Annotated in this window: 23 protein-coding genes and 1 tRNA gene; 21 read left to right on the top strand and 3 right to left on the bottom strand. The window is 29.2% G+C overall.

Going from position 1 to position 17,363, the window contains the following annotated elements:
• The first annotated feature begins 31 nt into the window (after positions 1 to 31).
• Entirely contained in the window at positions 32 to 214 is a 183-nt protein-coding gene (locus AT682_RS00860; protein ID WP_002851904.1) for a hypothetical protein, read from the top strand.
• A 135-nt stretch (positions 215 to 349) separates the two neighbouring features.
• On the opposite strand, the gene AT682_RS00855 is transcribed toward AT682_RS00860, so the two are convergent.
• Positions 350 to 424: transfer RNA gene (locus tag AT682_RS00855), tRNA-Glu, on the bottom strand.
• 147 nt (positions 425 to 571) lie between these two features.
• Here AT682_RS00855 and AT682_RS00850 point away from each other — a divergent pair.
• Positions 572 to 1,135, top strand: coding sequence for a manganese efflux pump MntP (locus AT682_RS00850; protein WP_002851996.1), 564 nt, complete (start codon positions 572 to 574; stop codon positions 1,133 to 1,135).
• On the opposite strand, the gene miaA is transcribed toward AT682_RS00850, so the two are convergent.
• Positions 1,121 to 1,990: a tRNA (adenosine(37)-N6)-dimethylallyltransferase MiaA gene (miaA, locus tag AT682_RS00845; RefSeq protein WP_002851982.1), complete on the bottom strand. Its 870-nt coding sequence runs from the start codon at positions 1,988 to 1,990 to the stop codon at positions 1,121 to 1,123. The two genes, AT682_RS00850 and miaA, sit on opposite strands and share 15 nt — an antisense overlap.
• A gap of 70 nt (positions 1,991 to 2,060) precedes the next feature.
• Here miaA and mqnP point away from each other — a divergent pair, with 70 nt between their 5' ends.
• From mqnP to trxB, 19 genes are all read left to right on the top strand, one after another.
• On the top strand, positions 2,061 to 2,945 hold the full coding sequence (gene mqnP, locus AT682_RS00840) for a menaquinone biosynthesis prenyltransferase MqnP (RefSeq protein ID WP_002882147.1): 885 nt from the start codon (positions 2,061 to 2,063) through the stop codon (positions 2,943 to 2,945).
• Positions 2,936 to 3,433, top strand: a complete 498-nt coding sequence (locus AT682_RS00835; protein ID WP_002854663.1) for a hypothetical protein — start codon at positions 2,936 to 2,938, stop codon at positions 3,431 to 3,433. Before mqnP ends, AT682_RS00835 begins: the two co-directional genes overlap by 10 nt.
• Entirely contained in the window at positions 3,430 to 3,945 is a 516-nt protein-coding gene (locus tag AT682_RS00830) for a DUF6115 domain-containing protein (protein WP_002882149.1), read from the top strand. The genes AT682_RS00835 and AT682_RS00830 overlap by 4 nt, the downstream gene beginning before the upstream one ends.
• Positions 3,946 to 3,957: 12 nt before the next feature.
• Complete coding sequence (gene moaA, locus AT682_RS00825) at positions 3,958 to 4,920, top strand: GTP 3',8-cyclase MoaA (protein ID WP_002868437.1); 963 nt, start codon at positions 3,958 to 3,960, stop codon at positions 4,918 to 4,920.
• Between the two features lie 2 nt (positions 4,921 to 4,922).
• Entirely contained in the window at positions 4,923 to 5,666 is a 744-nt protein-coding gene (locus AT682_RS00820; RefSeq protein WP_002882150.1) for a 7-carboxy-7-deazaguanine synthase QueE, read from the top strand.
• Entirely contained in the window at positions 5,663 to 6,244 is a 582-nt protein-coding gene (locus AT682_RS00815; RefSeq protein WP_002882151.1) for a 6-pyruvoyl trahydropterin synthase family protein, read from the top strand. Before AT682_RS00820 ends, AT682_RS00815 begins: the two co-directional genes overlap by 4 nt.
• Entirely contained in the window at positions 6,244 to 6,669 is a 426-nt protein-coding gene (locus AT682_RS00810) for a c-type cytochrome (RefSeq protein WP_002860979.1), read from the top strand. Before AT682_RS00815 ends, AT682_RS00810 begins: the two co-directional genes overlap by 1 nt.
• A complete protein-coding gene (locus AT682_RS00805; RefSeq protein WP_002851635.1) occupies positions 6,669 to 7,076 on the top strand; it encodes a membrane protein in 408 nt (135 codons plus the stop codon). The genes AT682_RS00810 and AT682_RS00805 overlap by 1 nt, the downstream gene beginning before the upstream one ends.
• Before the next feature lies 1 nt (position 7,077).
• On the top strand, positions 7,078 to 7,734 hold the full coding sequence (locus tag AT682_RS00800; protein ID WP_002851903.1) for a 16S rRNA (uracil(1498)-N(3))-methyltransferase: 657 nt from the start codon (positions 7,078 to 7,080) through the stop codon (positions 7,732 to 7,734).
• A 78-nt stretch (positions 7,735 to 7,812) separates the two neighbouring features.
• Positions 7,813 to 8,013 (top strand): 50S ribosomal protein L31, encoded by a 201-nt coding sequence (gene rpmE / locus AT682_RS00795; protein ID WP_002851603.1) that lies wholly within the window; start codon positions 7,813 to 7,815, stop codon positions 8,011 to 8,013.
• A gap of 2 nt (positions 8,014 to 8,015) precedes the next feature.
• A complete protein-coding gene (rsmI, locus tag AT682_RS00790) occupies positions 8,016 to 8,840 on the top strand; it encodes a 16S rRNA (cytidine(1402)-2'-O)-methyltransferase (protein WP_002882152.1) in 825 nt (274 codons plus the stop codon).
• 14 nt (positions 8,841 to 8,854) lie between these two features.
• Positions 8,855 to 9,538, top strand: a complete 684-nt coding sequence (gene rlmB / locus AT682_RS00785) for a 23S rRNA (guanosine(2251)-2'-O)-methyltransferase RlmB (protein ID WP_002866330.1) — start codon at positions 8,855 to 8,857, stop codon at positions 9,536 to 9,538.
• Entirely contained in the window at positions 9,531 to 10,469 is a 939-nt protein-coding gene (locus tag AT682_RS00780) for a helix-turn-helix domain-containing protein (RefSeq protein ID WP_002868439.1), read from the top strand. Before rlmB ends, AT682_RS00780 begins: the two co-directional genes overlap by 8 nt.
• On the top strand, positions 10,463 to 11,269 hold the full coding sequence (locus AT682_RS00775; RefSeq protein WP_002882153.1) for a hypothetical protein: 807 nt from the start codon (positions 10,463 to 10,465) through the stop codon (positions 11,267 to 11,269). Before AT682_RS00780 ends, AT682_RS00775 begins: the two co-directional genes overlap by 7 nt.
• Positions 11,270 to 11,282: 13 nt before the next feature.
• The gene (locus AT682_RS00770; protein WP_002882154.1) at positions 11,283 to 12,485 is read left to right on the top strand and encodes an LL-diaminopimelate aminotransferase; all 1,203 of its coding nucleotides are present in this window, start codon (positions 11,283 to 11,285) and stop codon (positions 12,483 to 12,485) included.
• Positions 12,486 to 12,488: 3 nt separating this feature from the next.
• On the top strand, positions 12,489 to 13,736 hold the full coding sequence (gene hom, locus AT682_RS00765) for a homoserine dehydrogenase (RefSeq protein ID WP_002882156.1): 1,248 nt from the start codon (positions 12,489 to 12,491) through the stop codon (positions 13,734 to 13,736).
• Positions 13,736 to 14,074: a YraN family protein gene (locus AT682_RS00760; RefSeq protein WP_002882158.1), complete on the top strand. Its 339-nt coding sequence runs from the start codon at positions 13,736 to 13,738 to the stop codon at positions 14,072 to 14,074. Before hom ends, AT682_RS00760 begins: the two co-directional genes overlap by 1 nt.
• A 56-nt stretch (positions 14,075 to 14,130) precedes the next feature.
• Positions 14,131 to 14,445 carry a thioredoxin gene (gene trxA, locus AT682_RS00755; protein WP_002778629.1) on the top strand — a complete coding sequence of 105 codons (315 nt, stop codon included), beginning with the start codon at positions 14,131 to 14,133 and terminating at the stop codon, positions 14,443 to 14,445.
• A gap of 133 nt (positions 14,446 to 14,578) precedes the next feature.
• The gene (trxB, locus tag AT682_RS00750; protein ID WP_002857228.1) at positions 14,579 to 15,517 is read left to right on the top strand and encodes a thioredoxin-disulfide reductase; all 939 of its coding nucleotides are present in this window, start codon (positions 14,579 to 14,581) and stop codon (positions 15,515 to 15,517) included.
• A 37-nt stretch (positions 15,518 to 15,554) separates the two neighbouring features.
• On the opposite strand, the gene AT682_RS00745 is transcribed toward trxB, so the two are convergent.
• The gene (locus tag AT682_RS00745) at positions 15,555 to 17,336 is read right to left on the bottom strand and encodes a PhoX family protein (RefSeq protein ID WP_002882159.1); all 1,782 of its coding nucleotides are present in this window, start codon (positions 17,334 to 17,336) and stop codon (positions 15,555 to 15,557) included.
• Positions 17,337 to 17,363: the final 27 nt, after the last annotated feature.

The following is a 17,363-nucleotide window of genomic DNA, read 5'->3' as shown; positions in this document are numbered from 1 at the left end:
GCAACTAAAAATTATTCATAAGGAGGAAAATATGAAAAAAGTTGTACTAATCTCAGCATTACTAGGTGCTTTCGCAGCTAATGTTTTTGCAGCTAATACTCCAAGCGATGTAAATCAAACACATACAAAAGCTCATCATTCAAAAGCTAAAGCTGATAAAAAACATGAAGCTAAAACTCACAAAAAAACAAAAGAGCAAACACCAGCTCAATAATGCCCAGCCTTGATATAAGTCTATAATAGACTTATATCAAAAGCTATTCGTATTCTACAAAATAAATTATTAATATTTATTAAATTTCAATAGAAAAAATGAAAAAATTGTTATTTTAAAAGAAAAATTAAAAAGTGGTGACCCATACGAGACTCGAACTCGTGTTACCGCCGTGAAAGGGCGATGTCCTAACCGCTAGACGAATGGGCCACTTTTAAGGAGTAAAAAATAAAAATGAAATTGAATTATATATATTTATTTCTTAAAATTTAATTAAATATATCAAAATTATGTGATTTTTATCTTTGTTTGATTATAATTTCATCTTCAATTTTTTATAAAATTTTAGGATTTATTATGGATTTTTATAGTCTTATTTTTTTATCCTGTGCTTTAGGAATGGATGCTTTTGCTGTATCACTATGCAAAGGTTTTAGTGTTAAAAAACTACATTTAAAACATTATCTTATTGTTGGAATTTATTTTGGTGGATTTCAAGCTTTGATGCCAACTATTGGTTATTTTATAGGCATAACTTTTGCATCTTTTATTGCGAGTATTGATCATTGGATAGCTTTTATTTTACTTTCTTTAATAGGATTAAAAATGATCAAAGAGTCATTGGAAAATGAAAATTGCGATAGTAATGCCAATCAATTTGGCTTTAAAACCATGCTAGCTTTAGCAATTGCTACGAGTATCGATGCACTAGCAGTTGGTGTGAGTTTTGCATTTTTAAATGTAAATTTATTATTAGCTATATTTTTAATAGGTATTATCACCTTCATTTTATGTATCATTGCTCTAAAAATAGGGAATAAATTTGGAATTTATCTTAAAAATAAAGCTGAACTTTTAGGCGGATTGGTTTTAATTATACTAGGAGTAAAAATTCTAATAGAACATTTATTTTTCGATTGAAAATTTCATTCTTAAAGTAGCTAAAGCTTTATCAAATTCCAAGGCTTTACTTTGAAATTTTTTATTAAAAGTTCTTTGTCTTTTGGCAAGTTGTGTAGTATGTATCGTGATTAAATTTTCAAGCTCTTTAAAGGAAATTTCTCCATCTAAATATTCTTTACACTCTTTCAAACCTATAGAATTTAATGCTTTAAGTTTATGATCAAATTTAGAAAAAAGAATTTTTGCTTCATCTAAAAGTCCATTATCAAGCATTTCTTTTGTTCTAGTTTTAATACGTTTTTTTAAAATTTCTTTATCCCACGCAAGCTCATAAATTTCTATATCTTTAAGCACCCCAGTTTTTTGTGTTCTTTTTAAAAATTCACTAGGAATTTCTCTTGTTTGTTCATAAATACCCAGCCATTTTTTTAATCTATAAGTATCATTTTTTTCTATTTTATAGTTTGGATCAATATTTAATAAAAGAGCATAAATTTCATCGTTATTTAAAGAACTCTTTGACTCTAAGGTTTTTTCACTTAAACCATCTATCATAGTTTTTAAATAAAATCCAGTTCCACCTACTATAATTAGAGGTAAATTTCTAGCTAAAGCAAATTCTTTTGCTTTTTGATATTCTCTTATGAATAACTCAACATTAAAATGTTCATTCACGCTCAATAAATTTACCCCAAAGTATTTTATACTCGCAAGATCATCTTGTGAAGGCTTGGCACTTGCTATATTAATCTCTTTATAAACACAAAGACTATCAAGACTTAAAACAACAGCATTAAATTCTCTTGCTAAAGTATTGGCTATGTATGTTTTTCCACTCGCGGTTGTTCCTATTAATGCTATTTCAAAAAACATTTTAATATTTATCCTAAAATTTATAAAAATTTTAGTAAAATCATAGCAAAAAATATTTTAAAGTAGAAAAATGAACACATTCTGGATAAAATTTAAAGATATTTTAGAACTTGTAGTATTTAAACATTCTATTTTTGCTTTGCCTTTTTTATTTTCCTCTATGATTGTAGCATCAAAACTTGCAAATGACACTGCTTGGTTTGGTTTTAAGGCATTGATTTTAGGTATTATTTGTGCGGTAAGTGCAAGAAATTTTGCCATGGCTACAAATCGTTTAATGGATGAAGATATAGATAAGGATAATCCTCGTTGTGCAAATCGCCCTAATGTCAGTGGAAAAATAGGTAGAAAAAGTGTATGGATTTTTATTATTATTAATGCACTTATTTTTATATCATGTTCTTATTTTATTAATACCTTGGCCTTTTATTTGTCTTTTCCTGTGCTTTTTGTATTGGCTATTTATTCAGCTTTTAAGCGCTTTAGTTCTTTAGCGCATTTAGTTTTGGGATTTTGTTTAGGACTTGCGCCTATTGCAGGAAGTGTTATAATTATGGGTGAAATTCACATTTATAGCGTTATTTTATGTTTAGGTGTAACTTTTTGGACAGCTGGGTTTGATCTGCTTTATTCTTTGCAAGATATGGAGTATGATAAAAAAGTAGGACTTCACTCTATTCCTGCTAAATTTGGCTCAAAGGCTACTTTATTTATATCAGCTTTTTGTCATATTTTAGCGGTATTATTTTGGCTTCTTTTTGTATGGGAAGTTTGGGGTATAGCACTTGGAAAAATAGCACTTATTGGGGTAATTATAAGCGGTATTATTTTAGCCTTGGAACATAAAATTGTTCACAAGAATTTTGCTCATATTGATAGAGTATTTTTTACTCTAAATGGTTATTTAAGTATTATCTTTTTTATTTTTATTTGGATTGATTTATTATGGAATTAACACTTTTTAAAGCAGGATTTGAAGCTCATTTAGAATGTTGTGAAATAGAAAATAACCGTTTTCTTGGAGAATACCTAAAACTTGGAGCAATTTCTCAAATTTTAAAATGGAAAAAACTTGCTTTACGCATTGATTTTGATGAGGGTGAAAAAATTATTTTTGATCTTCTTTTAAGTCTAAAAGAAGATATTTTAAGGCTTGAAAATTCTTTAGATAAAAATAAAGAACTTATACCACTTAAGCAAAAAGGGGTAATAGAATCTTTAAATTTTGAATATCTAAATTTTTTGGATACTATTTTAGAAGAAGATAAAGAATATTATTTAAGATTTGATTTAAATAATCAAAAAATAGCTATTTTTATCAAAGCTCAAAGTCAAACATTGGCAAAAATTATCAAAATTAAGCCTGAAGACAAAATGGCTTTTGATGCTTTTGTTGTTGAAATTCAAAGAAATATGATAAGAAATAAGAAAGGCCAAGAATGAGTGATGATGTACTTTATTTAGTTTTTATAATTGTGCTTTTAATTGCAATGCTAGCCTATATGAATATCAAAGAAAGAGAAAATAATGCAAAAATAGCAAAACTTCAAAATGTGATAGAAGATATTACCAAAGAACTTCATTATTTTCGTAAAGAATTAGGAGTTAAAGATGATAGCGAAGAGGATGAAGACTATAAAACCTCTCTTTTAAAAGAAGAAATTATGATTGAACTTGATAAACAAATCAGTTCAAAAATCACTCCTGTTTTAAGAACACTAAAAACTATGGAACATATCATAGAAGATTTTCAAAATGAACAACAAAATCGTCTTTTAAATTTGGAACAAAAAGCACAAAGCATGGCTAAACTTACTCCAAATTACGATACAGAAGAACAAAAAATAGAAAATCTTTTCAAAGAAGGAAAAAGCATAGAACAAATCGCTAAAGATTTACGCATTGGCATTGGAAATGTAGAACTTGTCTTAAAATTTAAGAAATTAATAAAATAGAATGGAAAATAAATGCTTATAGATCAATTCGGTAGAAAGATAAATTATCTTAGAATTTCAGTTACACAAAGATGTAACTTTCGCTGCCTTTATTGTATGCCAAAAATTCCTTTCGATTATCAGCCAAAAGAAAATTTATTAAGCTTCGAAGAACTTTTTTTATTTGTTAAAGCAGCTATAGACGAAGGAATTGAAAAAATCCGTATAACAGGTGGAGAACCTTTATTAAGAAAAGATTTAAGTATTTTTATAAAAATGATTAGCGATTATAAAAGCGATATTGACCTTGCTATAACTACAAATGGATTTTTACTAAAAGACTTTGCTAAAGACCTAAAAAATGCTGGACTTAAACGACTTAATATTTCACTTGATACCCTAGATCACAAAAAAGCAAAAACTCTTGCGCAAAAAGATGTATTAGATAGTGTTTTATCTGGAATTGATGAAGCTTTAAATCTAGATTTGAAAGTAAAACTTAATACTGTAGCTCTTAAAAATTTAAACGATGATGAACTGATATCTCTTTTGGAATTTGCAAAATCAAAAAAAGCTCAAATTCGCTTTATAGAATTTATGGAAAATACTCATGCTTATGGTAAATTACAAGGATTAAAAAGAGATGAAATTATACAAATTTTGAGTCAAAAATATCAAATTCAACTTATAAAAAAAGATGAAAAAGCACCTGTGAGTATTTACAAGGCAGATGATTATGAATTTGGAATTATAGATCCTCATAGCCATGAATTTTGCGATTCTTGCAATCGCATACGCTTAAGTGCTGAAGGCTTGTTAATACCTTGCCTTTATTTTGATGAAGCATTAAGCATAAAAGAAGCGGTTCGAAAAGGTGATATTAAAGCCGCTGTAGAAATATTACAAGAAGTATTAAGAAATAAACCAGAAAAAAATAAATGGAGTGTTGTTGATAATGAAACCTCATCTCGTGCTTTTTATCAAACTGGAGGTTAATTTTGCAACTTGTCGAAAGTTTCTTAAGCATTCAAGGAGAAGGCAAATATAATGGAAAATTAGCTATTTTTATGCGTTTTGCTGGTTGTAATTTCAACTGTTTAGGTTTTAATGTAAAAATATCAAAAAACGATAAAACTCTCATTGGATGTGACACGATAAGAGCTGTTTTCACAAAAGATTTTAAAGAAAGTTATGAAACTTTAAATGCTAATGAACTTTTAAAAAGAGTGATAAAATTAAAACAAGACTTTAATCCTATAGTTGTTATCACAGGTGGAGAGCCATTAATCCATTATGAAAATCCTGAATTTATAAAATTTATCCAAATGTTATTAAAAAATAAATTTGAAATACACTTTGAAAGCAATGGAAGTATAGAAATTGATTTTGATAGATATCCTTTTTACAAAGAATGTATTTTTGCTTTAAGCGTTAAACTCCAAAATAGTGGGATAAAAAAAGATAAACGATTAAATTTTAAAGCTTTAAAAGCATTTAAAAATTACGCAAAAGATAGTTTTTATAAATTTGTTTTAGATGCTAATACCCTTGATAATTCATTTTTAGAAATCAATGGAATTCTAAAAGAAGCTCCAAATCAAATTTTTTGTATGCCTATGGGTGAAAATGAGCAAAACCTTAAAAAAAATGCTCAAAAAATTGCTGAATTTTGTATTAAGAATGGTTATAATTATTCTGATAGAATTCATATTCGTCTTTGGAACGATAAAGAGGGTGTATGATTATAAGAAAATTATTTGAATTTGAAAACGCACACATTGTTAGATTTTGTTCTTCTAAACGTTGTAAAAGTAGCATTCATGGACATTCTTACAAAGTTGAAGTTTTACTTGAAAGCAAATATTTAGATAATGCTGGAATGGTCTATGATTTTGGACTTTTAAAAACCTATATACGCCAAATTATTGATAGTTTTGATCATGCTATCACTCTTTTTAAATATGATGACGCAAAATATTTAGAAGAAATGAAAAAATATTCAAGTCGTTGGATTTGCCTGCCTGTTAATGTAAGTGCTGAAAATTTTTGTCGTGTATTTTTCATACTTATAGATGCTTTATTACAACAAACAAAAATGATAAATGGAGAACAAGGAGTGACTTTACAAAGCATCATTGTTCATGAAACAAGAACAGGCTATGCACAAGGCTTTAGAGAAGATGCCTATAGTGAGCTAATGCCAAAAATTTCACTTCAAGACATAGAATTTTCCAATGGCATTAAAGCAGAATGGAATGATATAGATTTTTATAACAAATTAAAAAATGAAGAAATTTTTATAAATCCAAAGGAGATTTAATGCAAAAAGCTAAAATTTTAATTGCCTTAAGTTTTTTTTTATTAGTTTTATCTGCCTGTTCTAATGATGAAAAAAATATTTCCAAGACTCAAAATACAGATCAAGAAGTAGTTCAAATAGAACAAAACGATGAAAAAACAGAATTAAGTGACTCCAACCTGCCTTTACCTGTAGATGATGAAGCACAAAGTTCAGATGATGAACATGAAGCCAATCCTACTATTATCAACTCTTTATATAAACAAAAATGCGCCACTTGTCATGGAGAAAAAGGAGAATTAAAACCCAAAAACAGCACAGCCATTAAAACCTTGGGCAATAAAATTTTTATACAAAAAATAAAAACGATAAAAGATAAAAACCATAGTTTTTTAAGCGATGAACAAATTCAAAATTTAGCTGATTTTATAAACAAAGGAAAATAATGGATCAAAGTTACGAATTCTTTTTAGCTTTACATCTTTATAGTCTTTATGCGAGCGGTTTTTTAATGCTTTTTTATCTTATATTAACACAAGGAAATTTTAAAACCGAATTCATTTTTATTCGCAGAATACGATTGTTTTTACCAATTTATTATTTATTTTTAGCTTTGATTATTTTTACAGGTTGTTTGTTATCAGCAATGAAACAATTTCAAATGAATGTCAATATCTGGGTAATGATTTTTTCTTGGATCTTAATTTTTGCCTTAGCAATTTTTCACTTTGTTTGTTTTAAAAAAGCAAGAAGATTTAGAAAATATGCCACTTTTAGATGGATTAGTTGTTTGATTTTACCTTTTGAAATTTTTTTATTGTTTTTGCCTTTTTTAATAGAAAGATATCTATAAAATGCAATTTTTGTATAACAAGCAAGCTGGAGAAGAGTTTATACAACTTCAAGGTGAAAACTTTAACCATTTAAAAGTAAGAAGAGTAAAGGAAAATTCGGAGCTAAATCTTAGAAATTTACAAGATAATTTTCTTTACAACTATACAATCACAAATTTAACAAGAAATTCTTGCACTTTAAAATTTTTAAACAAAAAATCACAAAATATAAAACAAAGTGAATTAAACTTAGCCTTAGCCATTATAGATATTAAAATTTTAGAAAAAACTCTACCTTTCTTAAATGAACTTGGAGTAAAAAAGTTACATTTGGTTTTTACAAATTTTTCACAAAGAAATTTTAAAATCGATTTAGAAAGATTTGAAAAAATCATTATTTCTTCTTGTGAACAATGCGGTAGAAATACTAAAATGGATTTAATTATCCACCAAAGCACTCAAGAATTTGTTCAAAAATTTCCAAATGCAATTATGGTTGATTTTCAAGGAGAACAACAAAGTCATTTCGATGAAAAAGAATTATATTTTATAGGTCCTGAAGGTGGATTTAACAATGATGAGAGATTATTGTTTAACCGGAAAATCTCTCTTAAAAGCTCTAATATTCTAAAAAGTCAAACAGCTATTATAGCTATAGCTTCAAAAATTTTGCTTTAATTTTTCTTAAATTAATCTCTTTTTTATGTTAAATAATTTATAATCACAGTTTATTGTTTTAATTTTTAAGGAAAACTAATGAAAAAAGAAATTCACCCAGAATACGTAGAATGCAAAGTAAGTTGTGCTTGTGGAAATACTTTTACAACAAAGTCAAACAAAGCAGAATTAAGAGTAGATATTTGTTCAAATTGCCATCCTTTTTTTACAGGCAGTGAAAAAATTGTAGATGCTGCAGGTCGTGTAGAAAAATTTAAGAAAAAATACGCAATGCAATAATTATGCTTTATTTTATTCCTACTCCCATAGGAAATTTAAGCGATATTTCTTTTAGAGCCTTAGAACTTTTAAAGACTTGCGATCTTGTGTTTTGCGAAGATACAAGAGTAAGTAAGTCTTTGATTTCGTTATTAAATACCAAATTTCACACTGATATACATATTTCTAAATTTATAGCCTTACACTCCCATAATGAAAAAGAAGTTTTAGCAAGTATTGATTTAAAGATATTTGAAAAAAATGTAGCTTATTTAAGCGATGCAGGAATGCCAGGGATTAGTGATCCTGGCAAGGCTTTGGTAGAATTTGCACAAGAAAATAATATCACCTATGAAATTTTACCAGGTGCAAATGCAGCCTTAGTTGCTCTTGTAAGCTCAGCATTTTGTCAAAAAGAATTTATCTTTATTGGTTTTTTAGCAAATAAAGGTAAAGAAAGACAAAAAGACATAGAAAAAATTTTAAACCTTCCTTATCCAAGTATTATTTACGAATCCCCTAAGCGTATTTTATCTTTAGTAGAACAAATTATGATTCTAGATAGCCAAAGAGAAATTTTTTTGATTAAAGAAATCAGTAAAAAATTTGAAAAAAAATTTAAAGGCAATGCTAAAGAGCTTTTTGAAATTTTAAAAAAGTCTAATTTAAACGGTGAATGGGTTGTAGTACTGCAATCAAAAGAGCAAAATTTTTTGCAAAATACTCTTTGTGAAAAAGATATTATGGATTTAGAGCTGTCTTTAAAAGCAAAAGCAAAATTATTATCAAAGATCAATGGAAAAAATGCAAAAGAAATTTATCAAAAACTGCTTTTAAGTCAAGATTAGGTAAAATTTTAAGTATGATAGTTTATGGGAAGCAAATATTTTTTTATATTTTAGAATATCATAAAGACTGTATCAATGAGCTTTATTTAGCAAAAGAATGTGATAAAACTACTTTTTCCAAAATCGCAAAATCAGGTTTTAAAATCAAAAAACTTGATTTTAAAACTGCTCAAGCTTATGCGAAAGGTGGAAATCATCAAGGTTTTTTGCTAGATATTAAAGAAAGTTCTTTTGCGAATTTAAATGAGATCAAAAAAAATGATTTTATTGTTATGCTTTATGGAATTAGCGATGTAGGAAATATAGGGGCTATCACGCGTACAGCTTATGCTTTAGGGGTTGGGGCTTTAATTTTTATTGGTGAAAAATTAGCCATGGAAGGAGTAATTCGCACAAGCAGCGGAGCGGCTCTTGATTTACCTATTGTGATAAGCAACGATGCTTTAAGTGTAATAAATGAACTAAAACAAGTAGGTTTTTATTTTTATGCGAGTGATGGCTCGGGAAAAGAAATTCACAGTGTAAAAATAAGCAATGGTAAAAAAGTTTTAGTTTTGGGTAGTGAGGGTTTTGGTTTAAGCTCTAAAATTGTAAAAAAATGCGATGAATGTGTGGGCATTGCGATGAAAAATAATTTTGATAGTCTTAATGTCAGCGCTGCTTTTGCAATACTTTGTGATAGGATGTTAAATGCTTAATTGGAAAAAAATACAAGAATTAAATTTAAAAGAAGTTGCAGCAAAAACGCAAATTGAACTTGATTTTCTTGAAGCTTTAGTAGAAAAGAATTTTGCTGTTTTAAGTCGTTTTAATGTTAAAGGTTTTGTTAAAATTTTGAGCAGAGAATACGAACTCGACTTTAGTGATTTTAACGAAGAGTATGAAGCTTATCTTAACGAAAACAATCCTACTCCACAAACAAAATCAAAAATGATAACCCCAAAACTAGATGCTTATAGTCAAAAATCCTTTAACACTTGGCCTTTTTTGATTGTTCTTATTGTTTTAGTGATTATAGGAAGTGGAATTTATTATTTTGATACACTTAAAACTTTTTTCAAAGATGAACAAAATAATACTAGTGCAACAGTTATAGATATCATAGGACAAGCACAAGAAAATTTAAAATCTTTAGGTGGAAACAATGTTGTTGTTATAGACAACAATAAAGCACAAGAAACAAATCAAACAGAGAGCGTTTTACCAAGCCAAAACATCTCATTACAAGAAAATGATAAAAACATAAGCATAGAAAATAATATCAGTGAAAATAACACAACCCTACTCGATGAAGAAAAAAATACCCAAATCCAAGAAGACACAAATACACCAAAAACTGATTCTTTAAAAGAAGCACATTTTAAAACCTCTACCAAGATTTGGATAGGTTTAATAGATTTAAAAAGTCTTAAAAAAACAAGCTTTGTTAAAGAAAAAGATTTTAATATTTCTTTAGATAAAGATCAGTTAATTTTAACAGGGGCTGCAGCTTTAACAATGTTTGATCAAGAAAATAAAGAACAAAAATTTCCTGCAGGAATTTCAAAACGTTTCTTGATTAAAGATGGAAAAATTACAAGTATTTCAGCTGCTGAATTTGTAAAATTAAATAAAGGTAAAGAATGGTAAAAAAAATTATTATTCTTACTTTTTGGGTTAATATATCTTTTGCAATCTCAAGTCTTGAATTAGCAAAAAATTTAGTAAACAATCCTAGTAAAAATTCTCAACTAGAATTATTATTCTCAAATAATTCTTACATAGATAATAATGGAAATTGTGATATTGCAAAAATATCTCAAATATTAAAAACCAATTCTTTAATTGCCTTAACACTATCAAATCCTCAAAGTCTAAAACTAAATTTTAAAGCAAAAGCTGATGAAATTATGTTTTTTAAAATTTTATCCGATGTTTTAACAGATGCCGGATATATATATTTTATCCCTACAGATTTGATTTTAAGAGAAGGAAATATTGACTATACCATACAAGTAGAATCTCAATATGTTTTAGATCCTGGAACGCTTTACAATCTCTTAAAAGAAAATTCTGTCTATATAGATAATATTAAGCGCATTGGGGCATATGACTATGAATATGATTTAAATTTTTCCAATGCTGTATTAAAAACCAATACAAATGTTAATTTAAATACTCCAAAATCATTAGAAAAACCCCTTAAAGACTATGTGCTTGATTTAAAAAATGCTACAAATTTGATTATTGATGCAAATGATTTAGACAATTGGTTTCCTAAAATCTTCTTTTTAGATAAAAATCTGAATCTAATTAAAGCAGTAAAAAGCGAAAATAAAAATAATCATTTTTCAGAACTTATTCCAAATGGTGCTATATATGCTATTGTAAGCGATATGTATAGTTTAGATAATATACGCAGGGGTTTAAAAATCACACTTAAAAAATAAAGGATTAAGAAATATGTTTGATGAAATCCGTTTTAATACCATAGAAAGACTTCCAAATTATGTTTTCGCAGAAGTAAATGCGATAAAAATGGCAGCAAGACGTGCTGGAGAGGATATCATCGACTTTTCAATGGGAAATCCCGATGGTAAAACTCCACAACACATTATAGATAAACTTTGTGAAAGTGCTAACAAAGATAAAACCTCGGGATATTCTACATCCATGGGGATTTATAAACTTCGCTTAGCAATTTGCAATTGGTATAAAAGAAAATATAATGTCAATTTAGATCCTGAAAATGAAGTTGTAGCTACCATGGGTTCAAAAGAGGGTTTTGTAAATCTTGCAAGAGCAATTATAAATCCTGGAGATGTTGCTATTGTGCCAACTCCTGCTTATCCTATACATACTCAAGCTTTTATTATAGCAGGAGGTAATGTAGCAAAAATGTCTTTAGCTTATAATGAAAAATTTGAGCTTGATGAAAATCAATTTTTTGAAAATTTACATAAAACTTTAAATGAAAGCATCCCGCGTCCAAAATATATCGTTGTTAATTTCCCGCATAATCCAACAACAGTAACTTGTGAGAAAAGTTTTTATGAAAGATTGATAACAATGGCAAAAAAAGAAAGATTTTATATTATTTCAGATATTGCTTATGCAGATTTAACTTATGATGACTATAAAACTCCTTCTATTTTGGAAATTGAAGGCGCAAAAGATGTAGCGGTAGAAACTTACACTCTTTCAAAATCTTACAATATGGCAGGCTGGCGTGTGGGTTTTGTAGTAGGAAATAAACGCTTAGTCAGTGCGCTTAAAAAAATAAAATCTTGGTTTGATTATGGTATGTACACACCTATTCAAGTAGCAGCTACCATAGCTTTAGATGGAGATCAAACTTGTGTGGATGAAATCCGTGCAACTTATGATAAAAGAATGCACATTTTACTTGAAGCTTTTGAAAATGCAGGCTGGAAACTTCAAAAACCAAGAGCAAGTATGTTTGTTTGGGCAAAACTCCCTGAAAGCAAAAGACATTTAAAAAGTTTAGAATTTTCAAAGCAACTTTTACAGCGTGCCAGTGTTGCAGTAAGTCCTGGGGTAGGTTTTGGCGAAGCAGGTGATGAGTATGTAAGAATTGCTTTAATTGAAAATGAAAATCGCATACGCCAAGCTGCACGCAATATCAAAAAATATTTAAAAGAGTAAGTTATGAAAGTAGCGATTCTTGGTTATGGCACTGTTGGAAGTGCTGTGGTTAAATTTCTTTTAGAAAATAATAAACTCATTCGTGCAAGGTGCGGTCAAAGCATAACTCCTGTGATCGCTCTTGCTAGAAGTCCTAAAAAAAATGCTTTAATTCCAATTACTCATAGCGTTGCAGAAATTTTAAATGCTGATGTAGATGTTTTTGTAGAATTAATGGGTGGGGTGGATGAAGCTTTTAAAATAGTGAGTGAAATTTTAAAAAAGAAAAAAGCTGTTGTTACTGCAAATAAAGCTATGCTTGCTTATCATCGTTATGAACTTGAAAATTTGGCTAAAAATTTAGCCTTTGGTTATGAAGCAAGTGTGGCTGGAGGAATTCCTATTATAAAGGTTTTAAAAGAAGGTTTAAGTGCAAATAATATTTTGGCTATAAAAGGGATTTTAAATGGTACGAGTAATTATATTTTAAGTTCTATGAGTCAAAAAAATATGAGTTTTGAACAAGCTTTGCAAATAGCTCAAAATTTAGGTTATGCAGAAGCTGATCCAACTTTTGATATAGAAGGGCAAGATGCAGCACATAAACTGCTTGTTTTATCAAGTATCGCTTATAATCTTAAAGCTAAACCTGAAGATATTTTGATCGAGGGTATTAGCGAAATTGCGCCTGAAGATATGTATTTTGCTAATGAGTTTGAATTTACTATAAAACTTTTAGGTATAGCTAAGGTGCGTGAAAATAAAGTAGAATTAAGAGTGCATCCTACTATGATAGATAAAGAAAAAATGCTTGCAAAAGTTGATGGAGTGATGAATGCTATAAGCATTAATGGAGATTTGTTGGGTGAAAGTTTGTATTATGGAGCAGGAGCAGGAGGAGAGGCCACTGCAAGTGCTGTGATTTCAGATCTTATGGATATAGCAAGAGATCAGGTAAAAGCACCAATGCTTGGTTTTGTGAACACTTTAGAATACGAGCTTTTAAGCAAAGATGAAATTTATACAAAATATTATTTAAGGGTGAAAGTTGAAGATAAAATAGGGGTTTTATCTAAAATCACACAATTGATGAGTGAAAATAATATTTCTATCGATAGTTTCTTACAAAAACCTAAAAAAAATGATGAAAATTACAGTACTTTGTTTTTTACTACGCATTTAACTTATGAAAAAAGCATACAAAATTTGCTTGAAATTTTACGCAAACAAGATTTTATAAAAACCAAACCTTTTATGATGCGTATAGAATAATGGGTTTAAAAGCTTATTTAGATGGAATTTTAGGTGAAGATAAGGCTTGTAAATTTTTAAAAAAACAGGGCTTTGAAATTTTAAAAAGAAATTTCCATTCTAAATTTGGAGAAATCGATATAATAGCCAAAAAAGATGAAATTTTACATTTTATAGAGGTTAAATTTACTCAAAATGATTATGAAGTTTCCGAGCGTTTGGATAGAAAAAAACTTGAAAAAATTTTAAAAACTATAGAATTTTATCATCTTAAAAATGGAATTTCATCGGATTTTCAGATTGATCTGATTTGCATTAAAAATGATGTGATACAATTTTGCGAAAATATAAGTTTTTAAGCTGATATTTAAAAAAATAAAATACAATTAGACAAAAATTAAAGAAAGGAAAAATTATGGGAAAATATATTGAATTAACAAGTGATAATTTTGCTCAAGCAAAAGAAGGTGTAGCTTTAGTTGATTTTTGGGCTCCATGGTGCGGACCTTGTAGAATGCTTGCTCCGGTTATTGATGAACTTGCAAATGACTTCGATGGTAAAGCTAAAATTTGCAAAGTAAATACAGATGAACAAGGTGATTTAGCAGCTGAATTTGGTGTTCGCTCTATTCCTACGCTTATTTTCTTTAAAAATGGTGAAGTTGTAGATCAACTAGTTGGTGCACAATCTAAACAAGCAATTAGTGATAAACTAAACTCTTTACTATAAACTAAAGGCTAGTATAACTAGCCTTCTTCTTAAAAATTTCAAATTTATACTAAATAATAATTTTTATTAACTACTATTAAGAATAATTTTTATATCATTATTAATAATAAAATTCAATATAAAGGAAATATAAATGTTAGATGTAGCAATCATAGGTGGAGGTCCTGCTGGACTTAGTGCCGGACTTTATGCAACTAGAGGTGGTCTTAAGAATGTAGTAATGTTTGAAAAAGGTATGCCTGGTGGACAAATTACCTCAAGTTCTGAAATAGAGAATTATCCAGGTGTAGCCCAAGTTATGGATGGAATTTCTTTTATGGCTCCTTGGAATGAACAATGTATGCGTTTTGGTTTAAAACATGAAATGGTTGGAGTAGAACAAATTTTAAAAAATAGTGATGGAAGTTTTACCATCAAATTAGAAGGTGGTAAAACAGAACTTACTAAAGCTGTGATAGTTTGCACAGGCTCAGCTCCAAAAAGAGCAGGTTTTAAGGGCGAAGATGAATTTTTTGGAAAAGGTGTAAGTACTTGTGCAACTTGTGATGGATTTTTTTATAAAAATAAAGAAGTTGCAGTTTTAGGTGGTGGAGATACGGCTTTAGAAGAAGCCTTGTATCTAGCAAATATTTGTTCTAAGGTTTATCTTATCCACCGCAGAGATGAGTTTAGAGCGGCTCCATCTACAGTAGAAAAAGTTAAGAAAAATGAAAAAATAGAACTTATTACTAGTGCAAGTGTAGATGAAGTATATGGTGATAAAATGGGTGTTACTGGGGTAAAAGTAAAATTAAAAGATGGTAGTATTAGAGATTTAAATGTTCCAGGAATTTTTACTTTTGTTGGTCTTAATGTAAGAAATGAAATTTTAAAACAAGACGATGGTAAGTTTTTATGCAATATGGAAGAAGGTGGGCAAGTAAGTGTTGATCTTAAAATGCAAACTAGTGTTGCTGGACTTTTTGCCGCAGGAGATCTTAGAAAAGATGCACCTAAGCAAGTGATTTGTGCTGCAGGTGATGGAGCTGTAGCTGCATTAAGTGCTATGGCTTATATAGAAAGCTTGCATTAAGATTTTATAAAGTTGCTAAAAGCAACTTTATTTTTATTTAGCTTCCTATCACTCCACCATCAAGTTTTCTTATCATCATTACACTCGATCTTGGCGTTTTTCCATAAGGAAAAGTACTACCTTTTAAACCTTCTCCTGGATGTTGTATGCCTACAAACATTGTAGTATAATCCTCACTAAAAGCAATCCCTGTTAATTCACAAGCAATAGGTCCTGTTAAAAAGCGTCTGATTTCCCCTGTTTTTGGATTTGCTGCTAGCATGCAGTTATTTCCCATGCCTTCGTATTCATCTTTATTAGAATAAGATCCATCTGTTTGTATCCAAAGTCTTCCATCTCTATCAAATTTAAGTCCATCAGGAGAATTAAATTTATTTTCACTTGTAATATTATTTGAGCCTTTATATAAGCCTTGTTGGTTATCAGGATTTCCAGCAAGAGCAAAAATTTCCCAAGTAAAATCATCGTCTTTATGAGAATTTTTTGGCATCCATTTTAAAATTTGTCCATAAACATTTTTAGTTCTTGGATTTGCTGCATTAGGTTTTTGGCAATTTTTGTTGTTCGTTAGTGTTGCAAATACTTCTTTAGAACCACTTTGTCTATGGCTTGCTATCCATTCACATCTATCCATGGGAGTTGCACCTACAATGCTTGCGGCAAGACGCGTATTGATGAGTACTTGAGCTTGAGACTTAAAACCATTTTTTTCATCTAGGCCGTTTTTGCCATATTCTAAGGCTATCCATTTTCCCTGTCCTTTAAAATCTCCCACATTGCCGTTAAACTGTCCTACATACAAAGTGCCTTCATCTAAAATTTTACTTGTATCAGCACCTTTTTTGTATTTGTGTTTGCTAACAAATTTATAAATAAATTCATTCATCTCATCATCACCCATATAAACTATAACAGAACCATCTTTTTCTACGATAATTTCTGCATTTTCATGTTTAAAACGCCCTAAAGAAGTTCTTTTAACAGGTGTGCTTTTTGCATCAAAAGGATTGATTTCCACTATCCAACCAAAACGATTGGCTTCATCGATATTTTTAGCTAAATCGAATCTTTCATCAAATTTTTCCCATCCATAAAGACTAGTTTTGTTAAATCCATAGCGCTTAAAGGCATCATTAAATTCTAGATTTTCATCTGAACTTCCAAAAAAATCGTCAAAATTTTCTTCACAGGTGATATAAGTTCCCCAAGGTGTTTGTCCATTTGCACAATTTGCAAAAGTTCCATGAACAAATTTTTCATTTTTTAAAACTTCTTTTTTAGCTGCTCCACTTACTTGCATTTTAGTGTTTGCATCGATTCTGCGGTTATACTTAGAGTCTAAAACCACGATCCAATCATCACCCTTTTTTTCGATTTCTAAGATACTCACACCCACACTAGCTTGCTCGTATAAAACATCTTCTTTGCTTAAATTTTTACCATGATGATTAAACATGATTTCAGGATTTATATATTCATTATTAACGGCTAAAATTCCTCTGTTTTTTGAAAGTGGAAAAAAACTCATACCATCATCGTTATCTCCAAAAACCAAATGAGCATTTTTAACTGCATTCATATCGATGATTTTACTTTCATCATAAGGTTTTGCTTTACTAAAAAGTGGATCACCCCAAGAAATTAAAACCTTTGCTTCATAACCTTGTGGTACTATAACTTTATCTTGCGTGCTTGCACTAACAGCTTTAAAACCTAGCAAATCCTTATCCTTAAGCATAGCAGCACTTAAATTTGAACTTGCAAAAAAAGCCACCATAGAACCTAAAGCTGAACCTTTTAAAAACAATCTTCTTTCCATTTGTTTTTACTCCATATTAAAATTTAA

It is taken from the genome of Campylobacter jejuni (assembly GCF_001457695.1).
Lineage (GTDB): Bacteria > Campylobacterota > Campylobacteria > Campylobacterales > Campylobacteraceae > Campylobacter_D > Campylobacter_D jejuni.
This window is presented reverse-complemented; position numbering and strand designations above follow the sequence as displayed.